This is a genomic window from Pseudobutyrivibrio xylanivorans, assembly GCF_010906925.1.
Taxonomy (GTDB): domain Bacteria; phylum Bacillota; class Clostridia; order Lachnospirales; family Lachnospiraceae; genus Pseudobutyrivibrio.
Genome location: NZ_VTVE01000002.1, coordinates 39,948 through 58,366, shown reverse-complemented (window position 1 = coordinate 58,366; position 18,419 = coordinate 39,948). Strand labels below are relative to the sequence as shown.

The 18,419-nt window shown below is 39.9% G+C and carries 19 protein-coding genes; all 19 read left to right on the top strand.

The genetic code is table 11. From position 1 onward, the window contains the following. The first annotated feature begins 50 nt into the window (after nucleotides 1-50). The 19 genes from rpmJ to F0Q01_RS06865 all read left to right on the top strand — a co-directional run bounded on the left by rpmJ (nucleotide 51) and on the right by F0Q01_RS06865 (nucleotide 18,414). Nucleotides 51-164, top strand: coding sequence for a 50S ribosomal protein L36 (gene rpmJ, locus F0Q01_RS06955; RefSeq protein ID WP_004604068.1), 114 nt, complete (start codon nucleotides 51-53; stop codon nucleotides 162-164). A gap of 207 nt (nucleotides 165-371) precedes the next feature. Then, nucleotides 372-740: a 30S ribosomal protein S13 gene (gene rpsM, locus F0Q01_RS06950; RefSeq protein WP_028234412.1), complete on the top strand. Its 369-nt coding sequence runs from the start codon at nucleotides 372-374 to the stop codon at nucleotides 738-740. Nucleotides 741-775: 35 nt separating this feature from the next. Further along, entirely contained in the window at nucleotides 776-1,168 is a 393-nt protein-coding gene (gene rpsK, locus F0Q01_RS06945; protein ID WP_015548335.1) for a 30S ribosomal protein S11, read from the top strand. A 16-nt stretch (nucleotides 1,169-1,184) separates the two neighbouring features. Then, entirely contained in the window at nucleotides 1,185-1,778 is a 594-nt protein-coding gene (gene rpsD / locus F0Q01_RS06940) for a 30S ribosomal protein S4 (protein ID WP_090487767.1), read from the top strand. A gap of 158 nt (nucleotides 1,779-1,936) precedes the next feature. After that, the gene (locus F0Q01_RS06935) at nucleotides 1,937-2,896 is read left to right on the top strand and encodes a DNA-directed RNA polymerase subunit alpha (protein WP_090153824.1); all 960 of its coding nucleotides are present in this window, start codon (nucleotides 1,937-1,939) and stop codon (nucleotides 2,894-2,896) included. 135 nt (nucleotides 2,897-3,031) lie between these two features. Continuing rightward, the gene (locus F0Q01_RS06930) at nucleotides 3,032-3,556 is read left to right on the top strand and encodes a bL17 family ribosomal protein (protein WP_090487765.1); all 525 of its coding nucleotides are present in this window, start codon (nucleotides 3,032-3,034) and stop codon (nucleotides 3,554-3,556) included. A 142-nt stretch (nucleotides 3,557-3,698) separates the two neighbouring features. Then, nucleotides 3,699-5,063, top strand: coding sequence for an MATE family efflux transporter (locus F0Q01_RS06925; RefSeq protein ID WP_177209276.1), 1,365 nt, complete (start codon nucleotides 3,699-3,701; stop codon nucleotides 5,061-5,063). Nucleotides 5,064-5,205: 142 nt separating this feature from the next. Next, complete coding sequence (locus F0Q01_RS06920) at nucleotides 5,206-6,231, top strand: ABC transporter substrate-binding protein (RefSeq protein WP_090487758.1); 1,026 nt, start codon at nucleotides 5,206-5,208, stop codon at nucleotides 6,229-6,231. A gap of 74 nt (nucleotides 6,232-6,305) precedes the next feature. Next, complete coding sequence (locus tag F0Q01_RS06915) at nucleotides 6,306-7,235, top strand: ABC transporter permease (protein WP_090153815.1); 930 nt, start codon at nucleotides 6,306-6,308, stop codon at nucleotides 7,233-7,235. Next, the gene (locus F0Q01_RS06910; protein WP_090153813.1) at nucleotides 7,228-8,025 is read left to right on the top strand and encodes an ABC transporter ATP-binding protein; all 798 of its coding nucleotides are present in this window, start codon (nucleotides 7,228-7,230) and stop codon (nucleotides 8,023-8,025) included. The genes F0Q01_RS06915 and F0Q01_RS06910 overlap by 8 nt, the downstream gene beginning before the upstream one ends. Nucleotides 8,026-8,261: 236 nt before the next feature. Continuing rightward, a complete protein-coding gene (gene ftsH, locus F0Q01_RS06905) occupies nucleotides 8,262-10,301 on the top strand; it encodes an ATP-dependent zinc metalloprotease FtsH (RefSeq protein WP_177209275.1) in 2,040 nt (679 codons plus the stop codon). Between the two features lie 3 nt (nucleotides 10,302-10,304). Continuing rightward, nucleotides 10,305-12,179 (top strand): excinuclease ABC subunit UvrC, encoded by a 1,875-nt coding sequence (gene uvrC, locus F0Q01_RS06900; RefSeq protein WP_090487752.1) that lies wholly within the window; start codon nucleotides 10,305-10,307, stop codon nucleotides 12,177-12,179. Nucleotides 12,180-12,214: 35 nt separating this feature from the next. Then, nucleotides 12,215-13,150 (top strand): HPr(Ser) kinase/phosphatase, encoded by a 936-nt coding sequence (gene hprK / locus F0Q01_RS06895; protein ID WP_090487749.1) that lies wholly within the window; start codon nucleotides 12,215-12,217, stop codon nucleotides 13,148-13,150. 32 nt (nucleotides 13,151-13,182) lie between these two features. After that, nucleotides 13,183-14,580, top strand: coding sequence for an aminopeptidase (locus F0Q01_RS06890; protein WP_090487746.1), 1,398 nt, complete (start codon nucleotides 13,183-13,185; stop codon nucleotides 14,578-14,580). Continuing rightward, the gene (murB, locus tag F0Q01_RS06885) at nucleotides 14,573-15,499 is read left to right on the top strand and encodes a UDP-N-acetylmuramate dehydrogenase (protein WP_090487742.1); all 927 of its coding nucleotides are present in this window, start codon (nucleotides 14,573-14,575) and stop codon (nucleotides 15,497-15,499) included. Before F0Q01_RS06890 ends, murB begins: the two co-directional genes overlap by 8 nt. Then, a complete protein-coding gene (gene rapZ, locus F0Q01_RS06880; RefSeq protein ID WP_090487739.1) occupies nucleotides 15,496-16,368 on the top strand; it encodes an RNase adapter RapZ in 873 nt (290 codons plus the stop codon). Before murB ends, rapZ begins: the two co-directional genes overlap by 4 nt. After that, nucleotides 16,369-17,214 (top strand): DNA-binding protein WhiA, encoded by an 846-nt coding sequence (whiA, locus tag F0Q01_RS06875; RefSeq protein ID WP_090487737.1) that lies wholly within the window; start codon nucleotides 16,369-16,371, stop codon nucleotides 17,212-17,214. It begins immediately after the preceding gene. Nucleotides 17,215-17,251: 37 nt separating this feature from the next. After that, nucleotides 17,252-17,500, top strand: a complete 249-nt coding sequence (locus F0Q01_RS06870) for an HPr family phosphocarrier protein (RefSeq protein WP_090153799.1) — start codon at nucleotides 17,252-17,254, stop codon at nucleotides 17,498-17,500. A 20-nt stretch (nucleotides 17,501-17,520) separates the two neighbouring features. Continuing rightward, nucleotides 17,521-18,414, top strand: coding sequence for a diacylglycerol/lipid kinase family protein (locus F0Q01_RS06865; RefSeq protein WP_090487735.1), 894 nt, complete (start codon nucleotides 17,521-17,523; stop codon nucleotides 18,412-18,414). Nucleotides 18,415-18,419 lie beyond the last annotated feature (5 nt).

The following is an 18,419-nucleotide window of genomic DNA, read 5'->3' as shown; positions in this document are numbered from 1 at the left end:
TATAGATTGACCACAACCTTTGAAAAAAGGGCATGGAAAGGAGGAAAATCGTGAAAGTAAGATCTTCTGTAAAGCCTATGTGCGAGAAGTGCAAGGTCATCAAAAGAAAGGGTAGCATTCGTATTATTTGCGAGAACCCAAAGCATAAGCAGCGTCAGGGTTAATTTCTGAGCAGCTTATTTAGCATTTATTATGTGCGGCTGCAGTCTAAAGTGTATCTAATTTAGACTGTTCATAATAAAAATGGCCTATCATACCGAGGCCAAACAGGACAAGATATGGGCGTACACACATTTCAGGCCGATTTATCGGAGCTGTACTTTCTATATCGATTATTAATTGTAGAAATATTTATGGAGGTGTAAACACACATGGCTCGTATTGCAGGTGTAGATTTACCAAGAGACAAGAGAATTGAAATTGGTTTAACTTACATTTACGGAATTGGTAGAGTAAGCTCAAACAAGGTTCTTGAGGCAGCTGGTGTTGATCCTAACACACGTGTCAAGGACTTAACTGATGAAGAAGTTAAGAAGATTAGCACAGTTATCGATGAGACATTAACTGTTGAAGGTGATCTTAGAAGAGAAGTTGCTCTTGACATCAAGAGACTTCAGGAAATCGGATGCTATAGAGGAATCCGTCACAGAAAGGGTCTTCCTGTTCGTGGACAGAAGACTAAGACAAACGCTCGTACTCGCAAGGGTCCAAAGCGTACAGTAGCAAATAAGAAGAAGTAATTTATTCAATAGAAAGAAAGTAGGTTAGTTTAATTATGGCTAAAGTTGCAAAGAAGACAACAAAAAAGCGTGTAAAGAAAAACGTTGAACACGGACAGGTACATGTTCAGGCATCTTTCAATAATACTATCGTAACTATTACAGATGCTCAGGGTAATGCTCTTTCATGGGCAAGTGCTGGTGGTCTAGGATTTAGAGGTTCAAGGAAATCTACTCCTTATGCTGCACAGATGGCAGCAGAGACAGCAGTTAAGGCTGCATTAGTTCACGGATTAAAGAGTGTAGATGTATTCGTAAAGGGACCAGGTTCAGGACGTGAGGCAGCAATCAGAGCGATTGACGCTAACGGCGTTCAGGTTCTTACAATCAAGGATGTTACTCCAGTTCCACATAACGGATGTCGTCCACCAAAGCGTAGAAGAGTCTAATTAGGAGGAAAATCTAATGGCAGTTAATAAGACACCAGTTCTTAAAAGATGTAGATCTCTTGATTTAGATCCTACATTTTTAGGATATGATAAAAAGTCACGTAGACAGAAGAATAGAGGAAGAGGCAAGAAGTCTGAGTACGCTCTTCAGCTTCAGGAGAAGCAGAAGGCTAAGTTCATCTATGGCGTACTTGAGAAGCCTTTCCGTAATTATTATGAGAAGGCTGACCGTCAGAAGGGTATGACAGGTGAAAACCTTATGACAATGCTTGAGAGCCGTCTTGATAACGTAGTATTCCGTATGGGATTCGCTCGTACAAGAAAAGAAGCTCGTCAGGTTGTTGATCACAAGATGTTCCTTGTAAACGGCAAGCCAGTTAACATTCCTTCATACCTTGTAAAGGCTGGAGATGTTATTGAGGTTCGCGAGAAGTCAAAGAGCCTTCAGAGATTTAAGGACATTACAGAAATCACAGCAGGCAGAACAACTCCTGAGTGGGTTGACGTTGATGCTGAGAACCTTAAGGGTACAGTTAAGGAGCTTCCTAATAGAGAGCAGATTGATGTTCCTGTAGACGAGATGCTTATCGTCGAGTTATATTCAAAATAATAAATTTTAGTAGATGTTTACAAAAAGCACTTATACAAGCTTGCTTGTATAAGTGCGATTTGTTACAATTTTATTATGCGGCAATGAGCAATTTAGCAGGATATTTTAGAATATTCTGTTTTTTAGAGTCTATTACATTATATTAAGGAGGCAATGTAGTGTTAAATTTTGAAAACCCAAACATTGAAATCGTAGAGATTTCTGAGGACAAAAAATACGGCAGATTTGTTGTAGAACCTCTTGAGAGAGGATATGGTATAACACTTGGTAATTCTCTTCGTAGAATTATGCTTTCATCTCTGCCAGGAGCTGCAGTTAGCCAGATTAAGATCGAGGGTGTTCTTCATGAATTTAGCGCCATTCCAGGTGTTAAGGAAGATGTTACTGAGATCGTTATGAATATCAAGGAGCTTGCTATTAGAAATAACAGTAGCTCTGATGAACCTAAGACAGCATATATTGAGTTCGAAGGTGAGGGAGTTGTAACAGCTGCTGATATCCAGGTAGATTCAGATATCGAGATTATTAACCCAGATTTAGTTATTGCACACCTTAATGGTGGTAATGATTGCAAGCTTTACATGGAGCTTACTATCACAAAGAATCGTGGTTATATCTCTGCAGATAAGAACAAGACTCCAGATACTCCAATCGGCAAGATTGCAGTTGATTCAATTTACACACCAGTTGAGCGTGTAAACATGACAGTAGAAGACACTCGTGTAGGCCAGGTAACAGATTACGATAAGCTTACACTTGATGTATATACAAATGGCACAATGGGTCCTGATGAGGCTGTTTCTATGGCTGCTAAGGTACTCAGTGAGCATTTAAATCTTTTTGTTAATCTTTCAGAGGCAGCACAGGATCTTTCAGTTATCGCTGACAAGCCAGATGATACAACAGGTAAGACTCTTGAGATGAGCATTGATGAGCTCGAGCTTTCAGTTCGTTCATACAACTGCTTAAAGAGAGCTGGTATCAACACTGTTGCTGAGCTTTGCGACAAGTCACCTGATGACATGATGAAGGTACGTAACCTTGGTCGCAAGTCTATGGAAGAAGTAGAGCAGAAGCTTAGCGAGCTTGGTCTTTCACTTAGAATGGTAGAGGACTAAATCGCCTAATATAGTTACAGGAAATAATACGTGGAGGGTAAGACCGATGAGCACATCTGCGTAAGCCTTTCCATAATCAAGTTACGGGATAAGACCGATGAGCACCTGTGACGCCAGTTATTAAGGAGAAAAGAAATGGCAAAGTACAGAAAGTTAAGCAGAACATCTTCACAGAGAAAAGCACTTTTAAGAAATCAGGTAACTGAGCTTCTTTATCACGGCAAGATCGTTACAACTGAGGCTAAGGCTAAGGAAGTAAAGAAGATTGCTGAGCACATCATTACACTTGGTGTAAAGGAAAAGGATAACTTCGAGGAAGTTACAGTTCAGGCAAAGGTTGCTCGTAAAGATAAAGATGGTAAGAGAGTAAAGGAAGTTGTTGATGGCAAGAAGGTTACTGTATACGATACAGTAGACAAGAAGATCAAGAAGGATTCAGCTTCTAGACTTCACGCTCGTCGTCAGATGATGCAGGTTCTTTACACTCCAACAGCTAAGGGCGACAAGAAGAGCCAGGCACACAAGGTAGATATGGCAAACTTCGTATTCGATGAGATCGCTCCAAAGTATGTTGATCGCAAGGGTGGTTACACACGTATCGTTAAGATCGGACCACGTAAGGGCGATGCAGCTATGGAAGTTGTTCTTGAGTTAGTATAATAAATATTGACTTATTTCCCAGGACCTTTGTCCTGGGTTTTTTTTATTCTATTATGATTAAAAATAAGTATTTTTTATTAGTAGATTGTTGTATTATGAGCATAAGAGGGTTAAATAATTATTAAAGGACAAGAGGAATATTATGGCAAGAACTTCAATTACTAAAATGACAGAGGGCAATCCACTATCTTTAATTCTTGGCTTTTCAATCCCTATGTTGGCTGGGCTATTATTCCAGCAAATGTATAATCTGGTAGATACAATAATTGTAGGTCAGACCCTTGGCGATAGTGCACTGGCAGCAGTTGGTTCTACAGGTTCAATCAACTTTTTAATTAATGGCTTTTGTATGGGTATGTGCTCTGGATTTGCCATACCTGTAGCACAGAGATTTGGTGCAGAGAGCTACGATTCAATGAGAAAGTTCGTTGGAAATTCAATAATACTTTCAGTTATTTTTTCAGCAGTAATTACTACAATAGTTAGTATTTATTGTTATCAGATACTGGCAATTATGAGGACTCCTGATGATATTATTGACTTAGCCTATTCTTATATTTCGATAATATTCTTTGGAATACCAGTCACCTTCCTTTATAATTTGACGGCGGGTATAATCAGATCTCTCGGTGATAGCAAAACACCTACATATTTTTTGATTATGGCCGCTGGTATCAATATAGTTCTTGATATAGTTTTTATTATCGTATTAAAAACTAGTGTAAATGGTCCGGCTCTTGCTACTGTTATATCTCAATTAATAGCAGGTTTAAGCTGTGTCATATATATGAAGCTTAAATTCCCAATTTTAAAGATGAAAAAAACGGATTTAAAGCTTGGACCACATCATTGTAATGTACTTGTTACAATGGGCATTCCTTTTGGATTACAGTATTCTATTACGGCTATAGGCTCTGTAATTTTACAGACTGCAGTCAATGGACTGGGCACAATTGCGGTAGCCTCAATGACAGCCGGTGCCAAGGTATCTATGTTTGTAGTTTGCCCGTTTGATGCACTGGGCGGAACAATGGCAACCTACGCAGGACAAAATGTTGGAGCTAAAAATATACCTAGAGTGAAAAAAGGTGTGTGGACAGCTCAGATGCTTGGTACAATTTATGCTGTATTTATCCTTATAGTATTATTTTTCGCTGGAAAATATTTGCTTAGGATGTTTACGGATACATCAGTTGTAATTGATCAGGCAAGGATGTTTTTGCTTGCTAATGCAGTTACATATACTTTGCTTGCAGCTGTTAACATATTTAGATTTGCAATACAGGGTATGGGATTCTCGGGATTTGCAATTTATTCAGGTGTGATGGAGATGGTGGCAAGAATACTTGTGGCATTTACATTAGTACCAATGATTGGATACGCAGGAGCGATATGGGCAAGCCCTGTTGCTTGGTTATTTGCAGTATTTTTCCTTATTCCAGGATTCTATTATTGCTGTAGAAAGCTTGAGTATAAATTCTGTGATGAAAACTGCCATCACCTATAGAGTAGGACAGTTTTATAAATTATTAAAATCAAGAGCTTTACCGCGGGGTGAGGCTCTTTTTTACATTCTCTTTTAATTATTGACTTTAGCCATTAAAAGTGCTAAAGTGTTCACCATAAGCGAAAGAGGAGGAGAAAATATTATGAAGAAATTTCTCGGTTTAGTCACTGCATCAGTTTTGGCTTTTGGTTTAGTTGCATGCGGCACTGATTCAGCTAAGGAACGCACAGAGGCAAATACAGACAGTGCAGCTACAGAGGCTACAGCAGAGTCTACTGATGGTCAGACTTACAAAGTGGGAGTTATTCAGCTTGTACAGCATCCAGCACTTGATGCGGCTACTCAGGGCTTTGAGGATGCTCTTAAGGAAAAGCTTGGGGATAATGTAGAAGTCACAGTTGAGAATGCATCTGGTGATAATGCTACATGCGCTACTATCGCCAATACATTTGTTTCAGACAATGTAGATCTTATCATGGCAAATGCTACACCAGCACTTCAGGCTGCTCAGACAGCTACAAGTGATATCCCAATCGTAGCTACATCTATTACAGATTATGCTACAGCACTTGGAATTAGCGACTGGAAGGGTTCCACAGGAATCAATGTAACAGGTACTTCTGACTTGGCACCACTTGATGGTCAGGCACAGATGCTCAATGAGCTTTTCCCTGATGCTAAGGAAGTTGGAATTATCTATTGCTCAGGTGAGGACAACTCATTATATCAGGCAAACAAGATGACAGAGTACTTAGAGGGTTATGGCTACAATGTTAGCGCATATACATTCTCAGATTCTGCAGATGTATCTACAGTAGTTCAGACTGCTTGCGGTTCATCAGATGTTATCTATGTTCCAACTGATAATGTAGCTGCAAGCTGCGCAGAGACAATCAACAATGTAGCACTTTCAGCAGGTGTTCCAATTGTTGCAGGTGAAGAGGGTATCTGCAAGGGTTGTGGTATCGCTACACTTTCAATTCAATACTATGACATCGGATACGAAGCAGGTCTTATGGCATACGACATCTTAGTTAACGGCGCTGATCCAGCAACATTCGAGATTAAGTATGCAAGCGATTTTACTAAGGAATATAATCCAGTAATTGCTAAGACACTTAATATTGAGTTACCAGACGATTACGTAGCAATCGAGATGGAAGACTAAGAAGATATTTCTTCTACATAAAATATTAAAATGCGGGCAAGGTCATTAACTGACCTTGCTCTTTGGAGTTTAAAATGGGAATCGAAACATTAATAGCAGGAATGCCTGGTACCGTTGCACAGGGTATCATCTATGGAATAATGGCACTGGGTATTTTCATTACATTTAAATTATTGAATTTTGCTGATTTGTCAGTTGATGGCTCGTTTGCTACAGGTGGAGCTGTGGCAGCTATGGTTATCGTATCTGGAAAATCATGGGTATTGGCATTAGTACTTGCTTTTGTGGCAGGTGCATCAGCAGGTTTAATTACAGGTATCCTCCATACAGTGCTTGGTATACCTGATATTTTGGCAGGTATTTTAACACAGTTGGCTCTTTATTCTATCAACCTTAGAATTGCCAACAACCAGCCAAATACACCTATTTCAGTTGATAAATATAATTTAGCAGTATCTCTTAGATATAAGGAAGATGCCCTTATTACAGTATTAATATTTGCGGTTATCATTATTGCAATTATGTACTGGTTCTTCGGTACTGAGGTAGGTTCGGCAATCCGTGCCACAGGTACTAATCCAGCTATGGCAAAGGCTCAGGGAATCAATGTTAATTTTATGAAGGCATTAGGTCTTGTTATCTCTAATGCAATTGTTGCCTTTGCGGGTGCTTTATTTGCTCAGTTTAATGGCAATGCAGATGTAAATATGGGCCGTGGCGCTATCGTTATTGGTCTTGCATCAATTATTATTGGTGATGTTCTTTGCAATGCATTATTTAGAAAGAAGAGAAACTTCATTTCTACTCTTTCATTTGTAGTATTTGGTGGTATTCTCTACTATCTGTTTATTGCGATTGTATTGTGGATGAAGATGCCAGCAAACGATATGAAGCTATTTACAGCTATAATTGTTGCTATTTTCCTTGCTGTTCCTTACCTTAAAAATAAGGCAAACAGCTCATTTAGAAAAGCTGCTAGGGAAGGAGGTAAGAACAATGCTTAATGCTATTAACTTACAGAAGACCTTTAACCCAGGCACAATCAATGAAAAGGTTGCATTGGCAGGCGCTACACTTCACCTTGAAGAGGGCGAGTTCTGCACAGTAATCGGAGGAAATGGAGCTGGTAAGTCTACATTTCTTAATGCAGTAGCAGGAGTTTGGCCAGTTGATGGCGGACAGATATTAATTGACGGTACAGATGTTACTGGTCTTCCAGAACATATGAGAGCAAAATATTTAGGTCGTGTATTCCAGGATCCTATGACAGGAACAGCTGCAAGCATGCAGATTGATGAGAATATGGCTCTCGCAGCAAGACGTGGCAAATCAAGAGGCTTAAGCTGGGGCGTTACTAAGTCTGAGCGTGTGAAATATCATGAGATGTTAAAGGAATTGGGACTTGGTCTTGAGGATAGACTTACAGCTAAGGTAGGCTTGTTATCAGGCGGACAGCGCCAGGCCCTTACACTTCTTATGGCTACAATTCAAAAGCCAAAGCTTTTACTTTTGGATGAGCATACAGCAGCCCTTGATCCAAAGACAGCAGCCAAGGTTCTTGAGATAACAGATATGCTTATCAAGGAGCACAATCTTACAGCTATGATGGTTACTCACAACATGCGTGATGCTATCAGATATGGTAACAGACTTATCATGATGAATGAGGGTAGAGTTATCCTTAACATCAGTGGTGAGGAGAAGAAGAAACTTACCATCGAAGACTTGCTTCACAAGTTTGAGGAAGTTTCTGGTGAAGAGTTCACTAACGACACTGAAATATTGTCTAAATAATACAATATAAACATAGAGCAGCTTGTTATACTTTCAAGTCTAAGCGATTGTTTTTGTTCACTAAAATGTGGACTTGTAGCAACGCTTAGAGCTTGATTGTCACAAGCTGTTTTTTTATAAATTTTAAAAAAAGATTGTTTACCATTAATTTGTATTAAAAATTTATTAAAATCGACATTTTTACACCAATATATGATAAATTAGAATAGACGATTTTAGATAATACGGAGGCAGATGTGAACGATAATAATAACAACCAAAATGGTAATAATAAGAAGAATCATCAGCCATTTTATACATTGGGAATTCTAGTGCTTATAGCACTTTTCTTTACAAGTATGGTGTATAAAGGTGCTTCTTCTAATTCTTCTCAAGAGATTAAATACTCAGAGTTTTTGAATTTAGTAGAAGAGGACAAGGTTGCTGAAGTCACATTTAAAGACGACTTAATCAATATTACCCTTAAAAAGGGCGAGACTTATGGACTCAGTGAAGAGGAAGCTGATTTGATGCAGCAGATATATGAGTCTACAGGTCAGAAAGCTTCGACTAAGCTATACACAGCCTATGTTAGAGATGATGATCTTGTTCCACTTTTAAAGGAACACAAGGTAGAATTCGAGGGTACAGAGGCTGATTCTACAGCAGCTATTATTTACAATATCCTTTCATTCATTCTTCCACTTGTGCTTCTTTGGGTGGTACTTGGATTTTTAATGAGAAAGATGGGCGGAGGCCCTATGGGCGTTGGTAAGTCAAATGCCAAGCTCTACAACATGGAAAAGGCAACAGGCGTTACGTTTAAGGATGTTGCCGGACAGGACGAGGCTAAGGAATCAGTGCAGGAGATGGTAGATTTCCTCCACAATCCTAAGAAATACACAGAGATTGGTGCGAAGCTACCAAAGGGAGCACTTCTTGTAGGCCCTCCTGGTACAGGTAAGACTCTTCTTGCAAAGGCAGTTGCTGGTGAGGCGGGAGTACCTTTCTTCTCCCTTGCAGGTTCTGATTTTGTAGAGATGTTTGTAGGTGTTGGTGCATCTAGAGTTCGTGATCTCTTTAAAGAGGCTCAAAAGGTAGCTCCTTGTATTGTATTTATTGATGAGATTGACGCCATCGGTAAGAGCAGAGATGCTCATTACGGCGGCGGTAATGACGAGCGTGAGCAGACACTTAACCAGCTTCTCTCAGAGATGGATGGTTTCGATTCAAACAAGGGTCTTTTGATTCTTGCAGCTACAAATAGACCAGAGGTACTTGATAAGGCACTTCTTCGTCCAGGACGTTTTGATAGACGTATTATTGTAGATAAGCCAGATCAGAAGGGACGTCTTGAAATCCTCAAGGTACATGCCAAGGATGTTAAGATGGATGAGTCTGTAGATTTAGATGCTATGGCCCTTGCTTCAGTTGGATTAGTAGGTTCAGATCTTGCTAATATCATAAATGAGGCCGCAATTTTAGCAGTTAAGGACAAGCGCAAATACGTTAATCAAAAGGATTTATTTGAGGCATTTGAGCTTGTTGCTGTAGGCGGTAAGGAAAAGAAAGACAGAGCTATGAGTGAGAAGGAACGAAAAATTGTTTCTTATCACGAGGTTGGACATGCACTTGTTTCTGCACTTCAAAAAGATGCAGAGCCAGTTCAGAAGATTACAATTGTACCACGTACAATGGGAGCCCTTGGTTATACACTTCAGACTCCTGAGGAGGAGAAGTTCCTTGAGACTAAGGACGAGCTTATAGCTAAGATTGTCACCTATATGGGGGGTCGTGCTGCAGAGGATATCAAGTTTGGTAGCTACACTTCAGGAGCAGCTAACGATATTGAGCAGGCTACTAAAATCGCCAGAGCGATGGTTACACGCTTTGGTATGTCAGAGAAATTTGGAATGATGGGACTTGCTACTGTTGAGAGTCAGTATCTTGATGGAAGAGCATCTCTTATTTGCGGCGATAATACAGCAGCCCAGATTGACGAGGAAGTTCTCAAGATGATTACTGATGCCTATTCCAAGGCAAAAGAGCTTCTTGCAGAAAATATGGAATGTCTCGACAAGATTTCTGAGTATCTCTTTGAGCACGAGACAATTACTGGTAAGGAATTCATGAAGATCTTTAGAGAGATTAAGGGATTGCCTGATCCAGAAGAGGAAAAGGATTCTTCTGAAACTGAAGATGATGAAAAGTCAGTTCCAGAAGAGACAAAAGAGTACAAGAGCATCTTTGATGACAATGATTCAAAAGATGATCATGATAGTATTTTTGATGAGTAATTTATGGTAACAGAAAAAGACCTTAGTAAACTCCCGGATCAACCGGGAGTTTATCTCATGCATGGACGAAATGATGAGATAATTTATGTAGGCAAGGCGCGTTCTCTTAAGAATAGAGTTCGCCAGTATTTTCAGCCTAGTCACGATGAGGGGCTCAAGAAAAAGCAGATGGTGGCAAATATAGACTATTTCGAGTTTATTGTTACAGATTCTGAGCTTGAGGCCCTTATTTTAGAATGCAATCTAATAAAAGAGTACAGGCCGAAATACAATACCATGCTTCGAGACGACAAGACATATCCTTACATCGAAGTCACACTTACAGAGGACTACCCAAGGGTGCTCTTTTCTCGTCGTATGAAAAAGAATGGCAGCAAGTTCTTTGGCCCATTCACTTCTGCAGGGGCGGTACATGATACAGTTGAGCTTGTTCAAAAGCTTTATAAAATTCGCACATGTAACAAGAAATTTCCTGAGAGTTTTGGCAAGGGAAGACCTTGTCTTAACTACCATATTGGCCAGTGCCTTGGAGTTTGTCAGGGCAATGTTTCAAAAGAGGAATATGGTAAAAACGTAGAAAAAGTAATCCAATTTTTAGACGGTGATTACAACGACACTTTAAAAGATTTACAAGAAAAAATGCTTGCGGCTTCTGAGGAGATGGACTTTGAAAAGGCGGCAATCTACAGAGATTTGATTGAGTCTGTAGAGGCCTGTGCTGGAAGACAAAAGGCCACTCAACTGGATGGAGAGGATAGAGATATTATTGCGATGGCAAGGACTGCAGAAGATGCAGTTGTTCAGGTTTTCTTTATCCGTGGCGGCAAGATGATTGGCAGGGAGCATTTCTTTATAAATGTTCGCGTGGATGACAAAAAAGAAGATTTGCTGGAGTACTTCATAAAGGATTATTACACTGGCACTCCATTTATCCCAAGGGAGATTTTTGTACAGTTCGAGATAGATGAAGTGGAGCTTTTGGAAAAATGGCTTACAGACAAAAAAGGTTCTAGGGTTTACATCAGGACGCCTAAGCGAGGGGATAAGGAAAAGCTTGTGGAACTTGCGGCAAAAAATGCCCAGATGGTTTTAGATCAGGATAGAGAGAAAATCAAAAAGGAAGAGGGCAGAACTATTGGAGCTATGAAGGAAATAGCAGAGCTTCTGGGGCTTCCAGGTGCCAGCCGTATGGAGGCTTACGATATATCGAATATTTCTGGTTTCCAATCAGTAGGTTCAATGGTGGTATTTGAAAAGGGCAAGCCTAAACGTTCAGATTACCGCAAATTCAAGATTAAAACCGTAGAGGGGCCAAATGATTATGCTTCTATGCATGAGGTGCTTACAAGGCGTTTCTCTCATGGTATTGAGGAGCTGGAAGCCAATGGAGGAGTCATTGAGGACAGCTTTACTAAATTCCCAGACATTATCATGATGGATGGTGGCAAGGGCCAGGTGCATATTGCAAAGCAGGTATTGTCGGAGCTAGGACTTCATATTCCAGTAGCTGGTATGGTAAAGGATGATCATCATAGGACCAGGGGATTATACTTTAATGATGTGGAGCTTCCAATAGATACCCACTCAGAAGGATTCAAATTGATTACAAGACTTCAGGATGAGGCCCATAGATTTGCTATTGAATATCATCGTAGCCTTAGAAGCAAGGGACAGGTTCACAGTTTCCTTGATGATATTGATGGAATTGGTCCGAAGAGAAGGAAGGCGCTTATGAAAAAATACGTCTCAGCAGAAAAGATGGCACAGGCTTCTATTGAGAATTTGATGGAGACGGAAGCTATGTCAAAAGAGGCTGCAGAGAATGTATACAATTACTTTCACCCTGTTAATTCTAAGGGAAATGATATACAATTTTAATAGTGATTTTATAGTATAATGTGGGAGGAATTTCTATGGCAAATACAAAATATGTTACTGTTGCAACTGTGCAGGAGAGATTTAATCTTATTAACTATACACCTGAGCTCAATCTAGAAGATATTCATGTAACTGTTGCTGATGTCAACAGACCAGCTCTTCAGCTTCATGGATTCTATGAGCATTTCGAGCCAAAGCGTATCCAGGTAATCGGAAACGTTGAGGTTGCATATATTGCTAAGAAGACAGATGCAGAAAAGGCAGAGAGTTTTAGAAAGCTTTTCTCTTATGATATTCCATGTATTATTTTCTGCCGTGGTGAGAAGCCAGGAGATATTTTACTTGAGGAAGCAGTTAAGGCTAACGTTCCAATTCTTGGAACAGAGCGAGCTACATCTGAGTTTATGTCAGCTTTGATTTTCTCCCTTAATAAGGATTTTGCTCCATACACTACAATTCACGGCGTACTTGTAGATGTATATGGTGAGGGACTTCTTATTACTGGAGAGTCTGGAATAGGTAAGTCAGAGGCAGCATTGGAACTTATCCGAAGAGGCCACCGACTTGTTTCAGATGATGTGGTTGAGATTCGTCGTCCTAATAACGAGAGACTATATGGTAGAGCACCATCTATCACTCAGTATCTTATCGAGCTTAGAGGTATTGGCATTATCGATGTTAAGTCACTCTATGGTGTTGAGGCAGTTAAGGATGAGCAGCGTATTGATCTTGTTATCAAGCTTGAGGATTGGACAAAAGAAAAGGAATACGACCGTCTAGGTATGACAGACGAGTACATGAATATTCTTGGCATTGATGTAACATGCCATTCTCTTCCAATTAGACCAGGTCGAAATCTGGCTATTATTTGTGAGACAGCAGCAGTTAACCATCGTCAGAAAAAGATGGGTTACAATGCAGCAGAGGAGCTTTATCGTAGAGTACAGGACAATCTAGACGAGAATAAATAAAGCTTAAGTTATAGAGTTAGGAGTTATAAATAATGGAACGTAAAAATGCATGGCAAAAATATACCTCAGAGAAAGATAAGAAAAAGGTATTTAAGTTTGCTGAAGATTATAGAAAATTCTTATCAGAATGTAAGACAGAGAGAGAATGTGTAAGCTTTTTTATTGAGAAAGCTGAGAAAGCAGGCTACAAGAATCTTGATAAGATTATAAAAGAAGGCAAGAAGCTCAAAGCTGGTGACAGAGTATACACAGCTAACAAGGGCAAGGAGATTATTTTATTTAATATTGGTACAGAGTCACTTGAAAATGGTATCAATATTCTTGGGGCGCACATCGACAGCCCACGTATGGATTTAAAACAGAATCCAGTTTTTGAAGACAGCGATTTAGCTATTTTAGATACACACTATTATGGTGGAATCAAGAAATATCAGTGGGTAACTATTCCACTTGCACTTCACGGTGTAATGATTAAGAAAAATGGTGAGTCTGTCATAGTAAATATTGGCGAGGACCCATCTGATCCAGTATTTGGTATTTCTGATTTGCTTATCCATCTTGCAGCAGACCAGATGGATAAAAAGGGAGCCAAGGTTATAGAGGGCGAGGACTTAAATGTCATCGTTGGAAGTATTCCTGAGTTCTCAAAGAGCGGTAAGAAAGAAAAGGAAGCTGTTAAGGCAAATGTGTTAAAGCTTCTCAAGGACAAGTACGGCATTGAGGAAGAAGACTTCATCTCAGCAGAGATTGAGGTGGTTCCAGCTGGTCCAGCTAGAGATTTTGGATTTGACCGTTCTATGATTTTGGGATATGGCCATGACGATAGAGTTTGTGCATACCCTTCATTTATGGCATTAGTAAATTGCAAAGAGCAGCTTAAGAAGACAGCTTGTGCAATCCTAGTGGACAAGGAAGAAATCGGCTCAGTAGGTGCTACAGGTATGGAATCAAGATTCTTTGAGAACACTGTGGCAGAACTTTTCAATTGCTTAGGTGATTATTCTGAGCTCAAGCTTCGCAGAGCTCTTACAAATTGCAAGGTTCTTTCATCAGATGTATCAGCAGCATTTGATCCTACTTACGCTTCAGCATTTGAGAAGAACAACTCTGCATATCTTGGACGTGGTGTTGTATTTAACAAGTACACTGGTGCAAGAGGCAAGGGCGGCTCTAACGATGCTTCAGCTGAATACGTTGGCGAGATTCGCGGCATCATGGAAAAGGAAAATGTATTCTGGCAGACAGCAGAGCTTGGCAAGGTAGACCAGGGGGGTGGCGGAACAATCGCCTACATCATGGGCAATTATAACATGCAGGTAATTGACTCTGGAGTTGCTGTGCTTTCAATGCACGCTCCATGTGAGATTATCTCAAAAGTAGATTTATACGAGGCATTATTAGGTTACGAGGCATTTATTAAACATGCTTAATAAGAACTATAAAGAATTAGCAGAAGATTTAAATACAAAATTTCCAGAGGCATTAGTCTTTGTGGATGAACCTATGAAGGGGCATACCACTTTTAGAATTGGCGGTCCGGCAGATATTTATATTGAGCCAGACTATGCATCTATTATCCCGTTGATTAAGTACCTTAAGGAGCAGGATGTTCAGTTCATGATCATTGGCAATGGCAGCAACCTTCTTGTATCTGATGAGGGAATTGACGGTGTAGTGATTTCCTTAGGCAAGAATTCAGATGCTATCACAATCAATGGAGACACTATGGTTGTGGAGGCAGGTGCAATGCTTTCTTCGGTTGCCAATGCAGCTGCAAATGCAGGTCTTACAGGCTTAGAATTTGCATCCGGCATACCAGGTTCCATTGGTGGTGCGGTATATATGAACGCAGGCGCCTACGGTGGAGAGATGAAGGACATAATAGAGTCAGTGCTTATTCTCACAGACGATTTAGAGACTAAGGTAATGACACCAGATGATTTACACATGTCCTATCGCCATTCTTCTTTAATGGAAGATGGAGGTTATGTGCTTTCAGCGGTGATTAAGCTTGATAAAGGTAACGAAGAGGAGATTAAGGCCAGAATCGATGACATCAGACAGCAGCGTATTTCTAAGCAGCCTCTTAATTTCCCAAGCGCAGGTTCTACATTTAAGAGACCTGAAGGATATTTTGCAGGCAAATTAATAGATGATACAGGCCTTAGAGGCTATAGCGTTGGAGACGCTCAGGTTTCTGAGAAGCACTGTGGATTTGTAGTTAATAAAGGAAATGCTAAGGCAGCAGATGTACTACAATTGATGAAGGATGTAGACGTAAAAGTTTTTGATAAATTTGGCGTTCACCTTTCACCAGAGGTAAGAATAGTTGGGAGGAACATCCATTGAAGCTACTTATTTTGACAGGAATGTCTGGAGCAGGTAAAAATACAGCTTTCAAAATGCTTGAGGATATGGGCTATTATTGTGTGGATAATTTGCCTATACAATTACTTAAGTCAGTGGTAGAATTGGCTGAAAATGGTACCTTCGACAAGAAAATTGTAGTTGGAATAGATGTGCGAGGCGGCAACGCTGTAAAGCTTTTACCAGATATATTGCAAGAATTGGACAATGATCAGCGTCAATATTCTATATTGTTTTTGGATGCTGAGGACGATGTACTTGTTAAAAGATACAAGGAAACACGTAGAAACCATCCTCTTTCTGGTAAGGAGCGCATCATGGCTGGTATCCAGGAAGAGCGAGAATCTATCGGATTCCTAAAGGACGAGGCTGATTATGTAATAGACACTACTCATCTTCTTACAAGAGAACTGAAGGAAGAGCTTGAAAAGATTTTTGTTGAGGATGCAGATTACAAGAGCCTTTTCGTAACAATCGTGTCATTTGGTTTCAAATATGGTATCCCAGAGGATGCGGATTTGGTTTTTGATGTTAGATTTTTACCAAATCCATATTATGATACTGACTTGAGACCTTTTACCGGCAACGACCAGCCCATTAAGGATTTTGTTTTAAAATATGATGAGGCTCAGACATTCTTAGCTAAGACTACTGACTTGATAAAGTTTCTCATTCCAAATTATATTAAGGAAGGAAAAAATCAGCTTGTCATTGCAGTTGGTTGTACTGGCGGCAAGCATCGTTCAGTATGTTTGGCTGACGAGATTTTTGAGGCACTTAACAATGATGAGTCTTACGGACTTAAAATAGAGCATCGTGATATAGGAAAAGATGCATTGAGAGGAAAATAATTGTCATTTTCAAAGAAAGTTAAAGAAGAGCTTTTTAAAGTAATCCCTAAGAGCAGACACTGCATAGTTGCAGAGCTCGCGGGGATTATAACATTGCATGGAATTGATTCATTAGAACATGATTCAAATGATGTATTAAATAGAAAGGTCTTTACTTTATTAAATAAAACACTTAATATAGGGAAAGATGTCACAGCATTTAATGGGGATGTCTTATTTGAGACTCGTAAAATGCTCAAGCTATCAGATGATAATACATCGGTAGATGAATTAGTATTGCAGCAGCCTTGTTGCAAGCGAGCATTTATACGTGGCGCTTTTTTAGCGGCTGGCTCAATCACAGATCCTAACAAGGGATATCATTTCGAGATTGTATGCTTTAATGATAAACAGGCTGATTTAATTATTAGAGCAATGAGTGCTTTTGATGTAGAAGCTAAGCAAGTAGAGCGAAATGGTAAGATTGTTGTTTACCTTAAGGAGGGAGCTCAGATAGTTGAGGCTCTTCGTATAATGGAGGCAGCACACTCTGTAATGGAGCTGGAGAACATCCGTATAGTTAAAGAAGTTCGTGGCACAATAAACCGCAAGGTTAACTGCGAGACTGCTAATATCAGCAAGACTGTTAGTGCAGCAGTTCGTCAAATCGAGGACATCAAGCTTATAGATGAGAAGCTTGGCCTTGATACATTGCCTGTCCAATTACAGGAAATAGCCCAAATACGACTCGATTATCCGGACACACCTTTGGGAGATTTAGGTCAATATCTAGACCCACCAATTGGCAAATCAGGAGTTAATCACAGGTTAAAAAAGCTGGCAGCTATAGCTAGGGAGTTGAGGTAGCCAGTAGAGGTTTTATTTAGTTATTCAGGAGGACGTCATGCAAAAAGAAGTTACTATCCAGATGTCGAATTCGATGGAAGCAACACCTATCGCACATTTGGTGCAGCTTGCGAATCAGTTTACCAGCTCAATCTATTTCGAGATGGATGAAAAGAAAGTTAACGCAAAGAGTATCATGGGAATGATGAGTTTAGTTTTATCATCAGGCTCTAGAGTTGTAATTGATGCAGCAGGAGATGATGAGGAAAAGGCAGTAGAGGAGCTCTCAGAATTCCTTACAAAATAAACTTATTTAGGTAGAGGCTTATGTCAAAGAGATTATTATTTATTATTAATCCCCGTTCAGGTAAGGGGCAAATAAAAGCACATCTTGCGGACATCCTCGATATTATGATTAAGGCAGGTTTCGAAGTCAGTGTTCATATTACACAGGCTGGAGGCGATGCTACAAAGCAGACAATAGAGCAGGCAGAGAATTTTGATAGAATCGTTTGTTCCGGTGGTGATGGTACCTTGGACGAGGTCGTAACAGGTATGATGACCCTAGAGCCATCTAAGAGAAAGCCTATTGGATATATTCCGGCTGGTTCTACAAATGATTTTGGAAATTCTCTGGGCATAGATAAGAACATGTTAAATGCAGCCCAGATTAGTGTATCTGATCACCTATTTCCATGTGATATAGGTCGATTTAATTCAGATTCATTTGTTTATGTGGCTGCATTTGGTATCTTTACAGAAGTATCCTATGCTACCTCTCAGGACATGAAAAATATTCTTGGACACGCTGCTTATATCATAGAGGGTGCTAAACAGTTGCGTGATATTCCATCATTCAGAATGCAGGTGGAGCATGACGGCAACGTAGTTTATGATGAATTTATTTACGGAATGATTACTAATTCCAAATCAGTAGGTGGCTTCCAGGGTATTATCAGAGGCGATATAGGCCTCAACGATGGAGTATTTGAGGTCACTCTTATTAAGATGCCTAGAAATCCAATCGAACTCAACGAGATTCTTGGCTTTATGACAGGCATTATACCTGATTCAGATATGGTTTACTCATTCCAGACTAGTGATATAAAATTCACCTCTGCAGAGGAAGTCCCTTGGACTTTAGATGGAGAATATGGTGGAAGTCACAAGTCAGTAGAAGTATCGGATGAGCAAAGTGCCCTACAAATAGCTATTGAATAGACTTT

What these genes read in the sequence shown, in the direction of transcription:
- rpsD (WP_090487767.1), top strand. Translation starts at nt 1,185, where the DNA reads ATGGCAGTTAATAAGACACCAGTTCTTAAAAGATGTAGATCTCTTGAT.
- hprK (WP_090487749.1), top strand. Translation starts at nt 12,215, where the DNA reads ATGGCAAATACAAAATATGTTACTGTTGCAACTGTGCAGGAGAGATTT.
- F0Q01_RS06890 (WP_090487746.1), top strand. Translation starts at nt 13,183, where the DNA reads ATGGAACGTAAAAATGCATGGCAAAAATATACCTCAGAGAAAGATAAG.
- F0Q01_RS06865 (WP_090487735.1), top strand. Translation starts at nt 17,521, where the DNA reads ATGTCAAAGAGATTATTATTTATTATTAATCCCCGTTCAGGTAAGGGG.
- F0Q01_RS06925 (WP_177209276.1), top strand. Translation starts at nt 3,699, where the DNA reads ATGGCAAGAACTTCAATTACTAAAATGACAGAGGGCAATCCACTATCT.
- F0Q01_RS06920 (WP_090487758.1), top strand. Translation starts at nt 5,206, where the DNA reads ATGAAGAAATTTCTCGGTTTAGTCACTGCATCAGTTTTGGCTTTTGGT.
- uvrC (WP_090487752.1), top strand. Translation starts at nt 10,305, where the DNA reads ATGGTAACAGAAAAAGACCTTAGTAAACTCCCGGATCAACCGGGAGTT.
- murB (WP_090487742.1), top strand. Translation starts at nt 14,573, where the DNA reads ATGCTTAATAAGAACTATAAAGAATTAGCAGAAGATTTAAATACAAAA.
- F0Q01_RS06910 (WP_090153813.1), top strand. Translation starts at nt 7,228, where the DNA reads ATGCTTAATGCTATTAACTTACAGAAGACCTTTAACCCAGGCACAATC.
- F0Q01_RS06930 (WP_090487765.1), top strand. Translation starts at nt 3,032, where the DNA reads ATGGCAAAGTACAGAAAGTTAAGCAGAACATCTTCACAGAGAAAAGCA.
- rpsM (WP_028234412.1), top strand. Translation starts at nt 372, where the DNA reads ATGGCTCGTATTGCAGGTGTAGATTTACCAAGAGACAAGAGAATTGAA.
- F0Q01_RS06870 (WP_090153799.1), top strand. Translation starts at nt 17,252, where the DNA reads ATGCAAAAAGAAGTTACTATCCAGATGTCGAATTCGATGGAAGCAACA.
- F0Q01_RS06915 (WP_090153815.1), top strand. Translation starts at nt 6,306, where the DNA reads ATGGGAATCGAAACATTAATAGCAGGAATGCCTGGTACCGTTGCACAG.
- rpsK (WP_015548335.1), top strand. Translation starts at nt 776, where the DNA reads ATGGCTAAAGTTGCAAAGAAGACAACAAAAAAGCGTGTAAAGAAAAAC.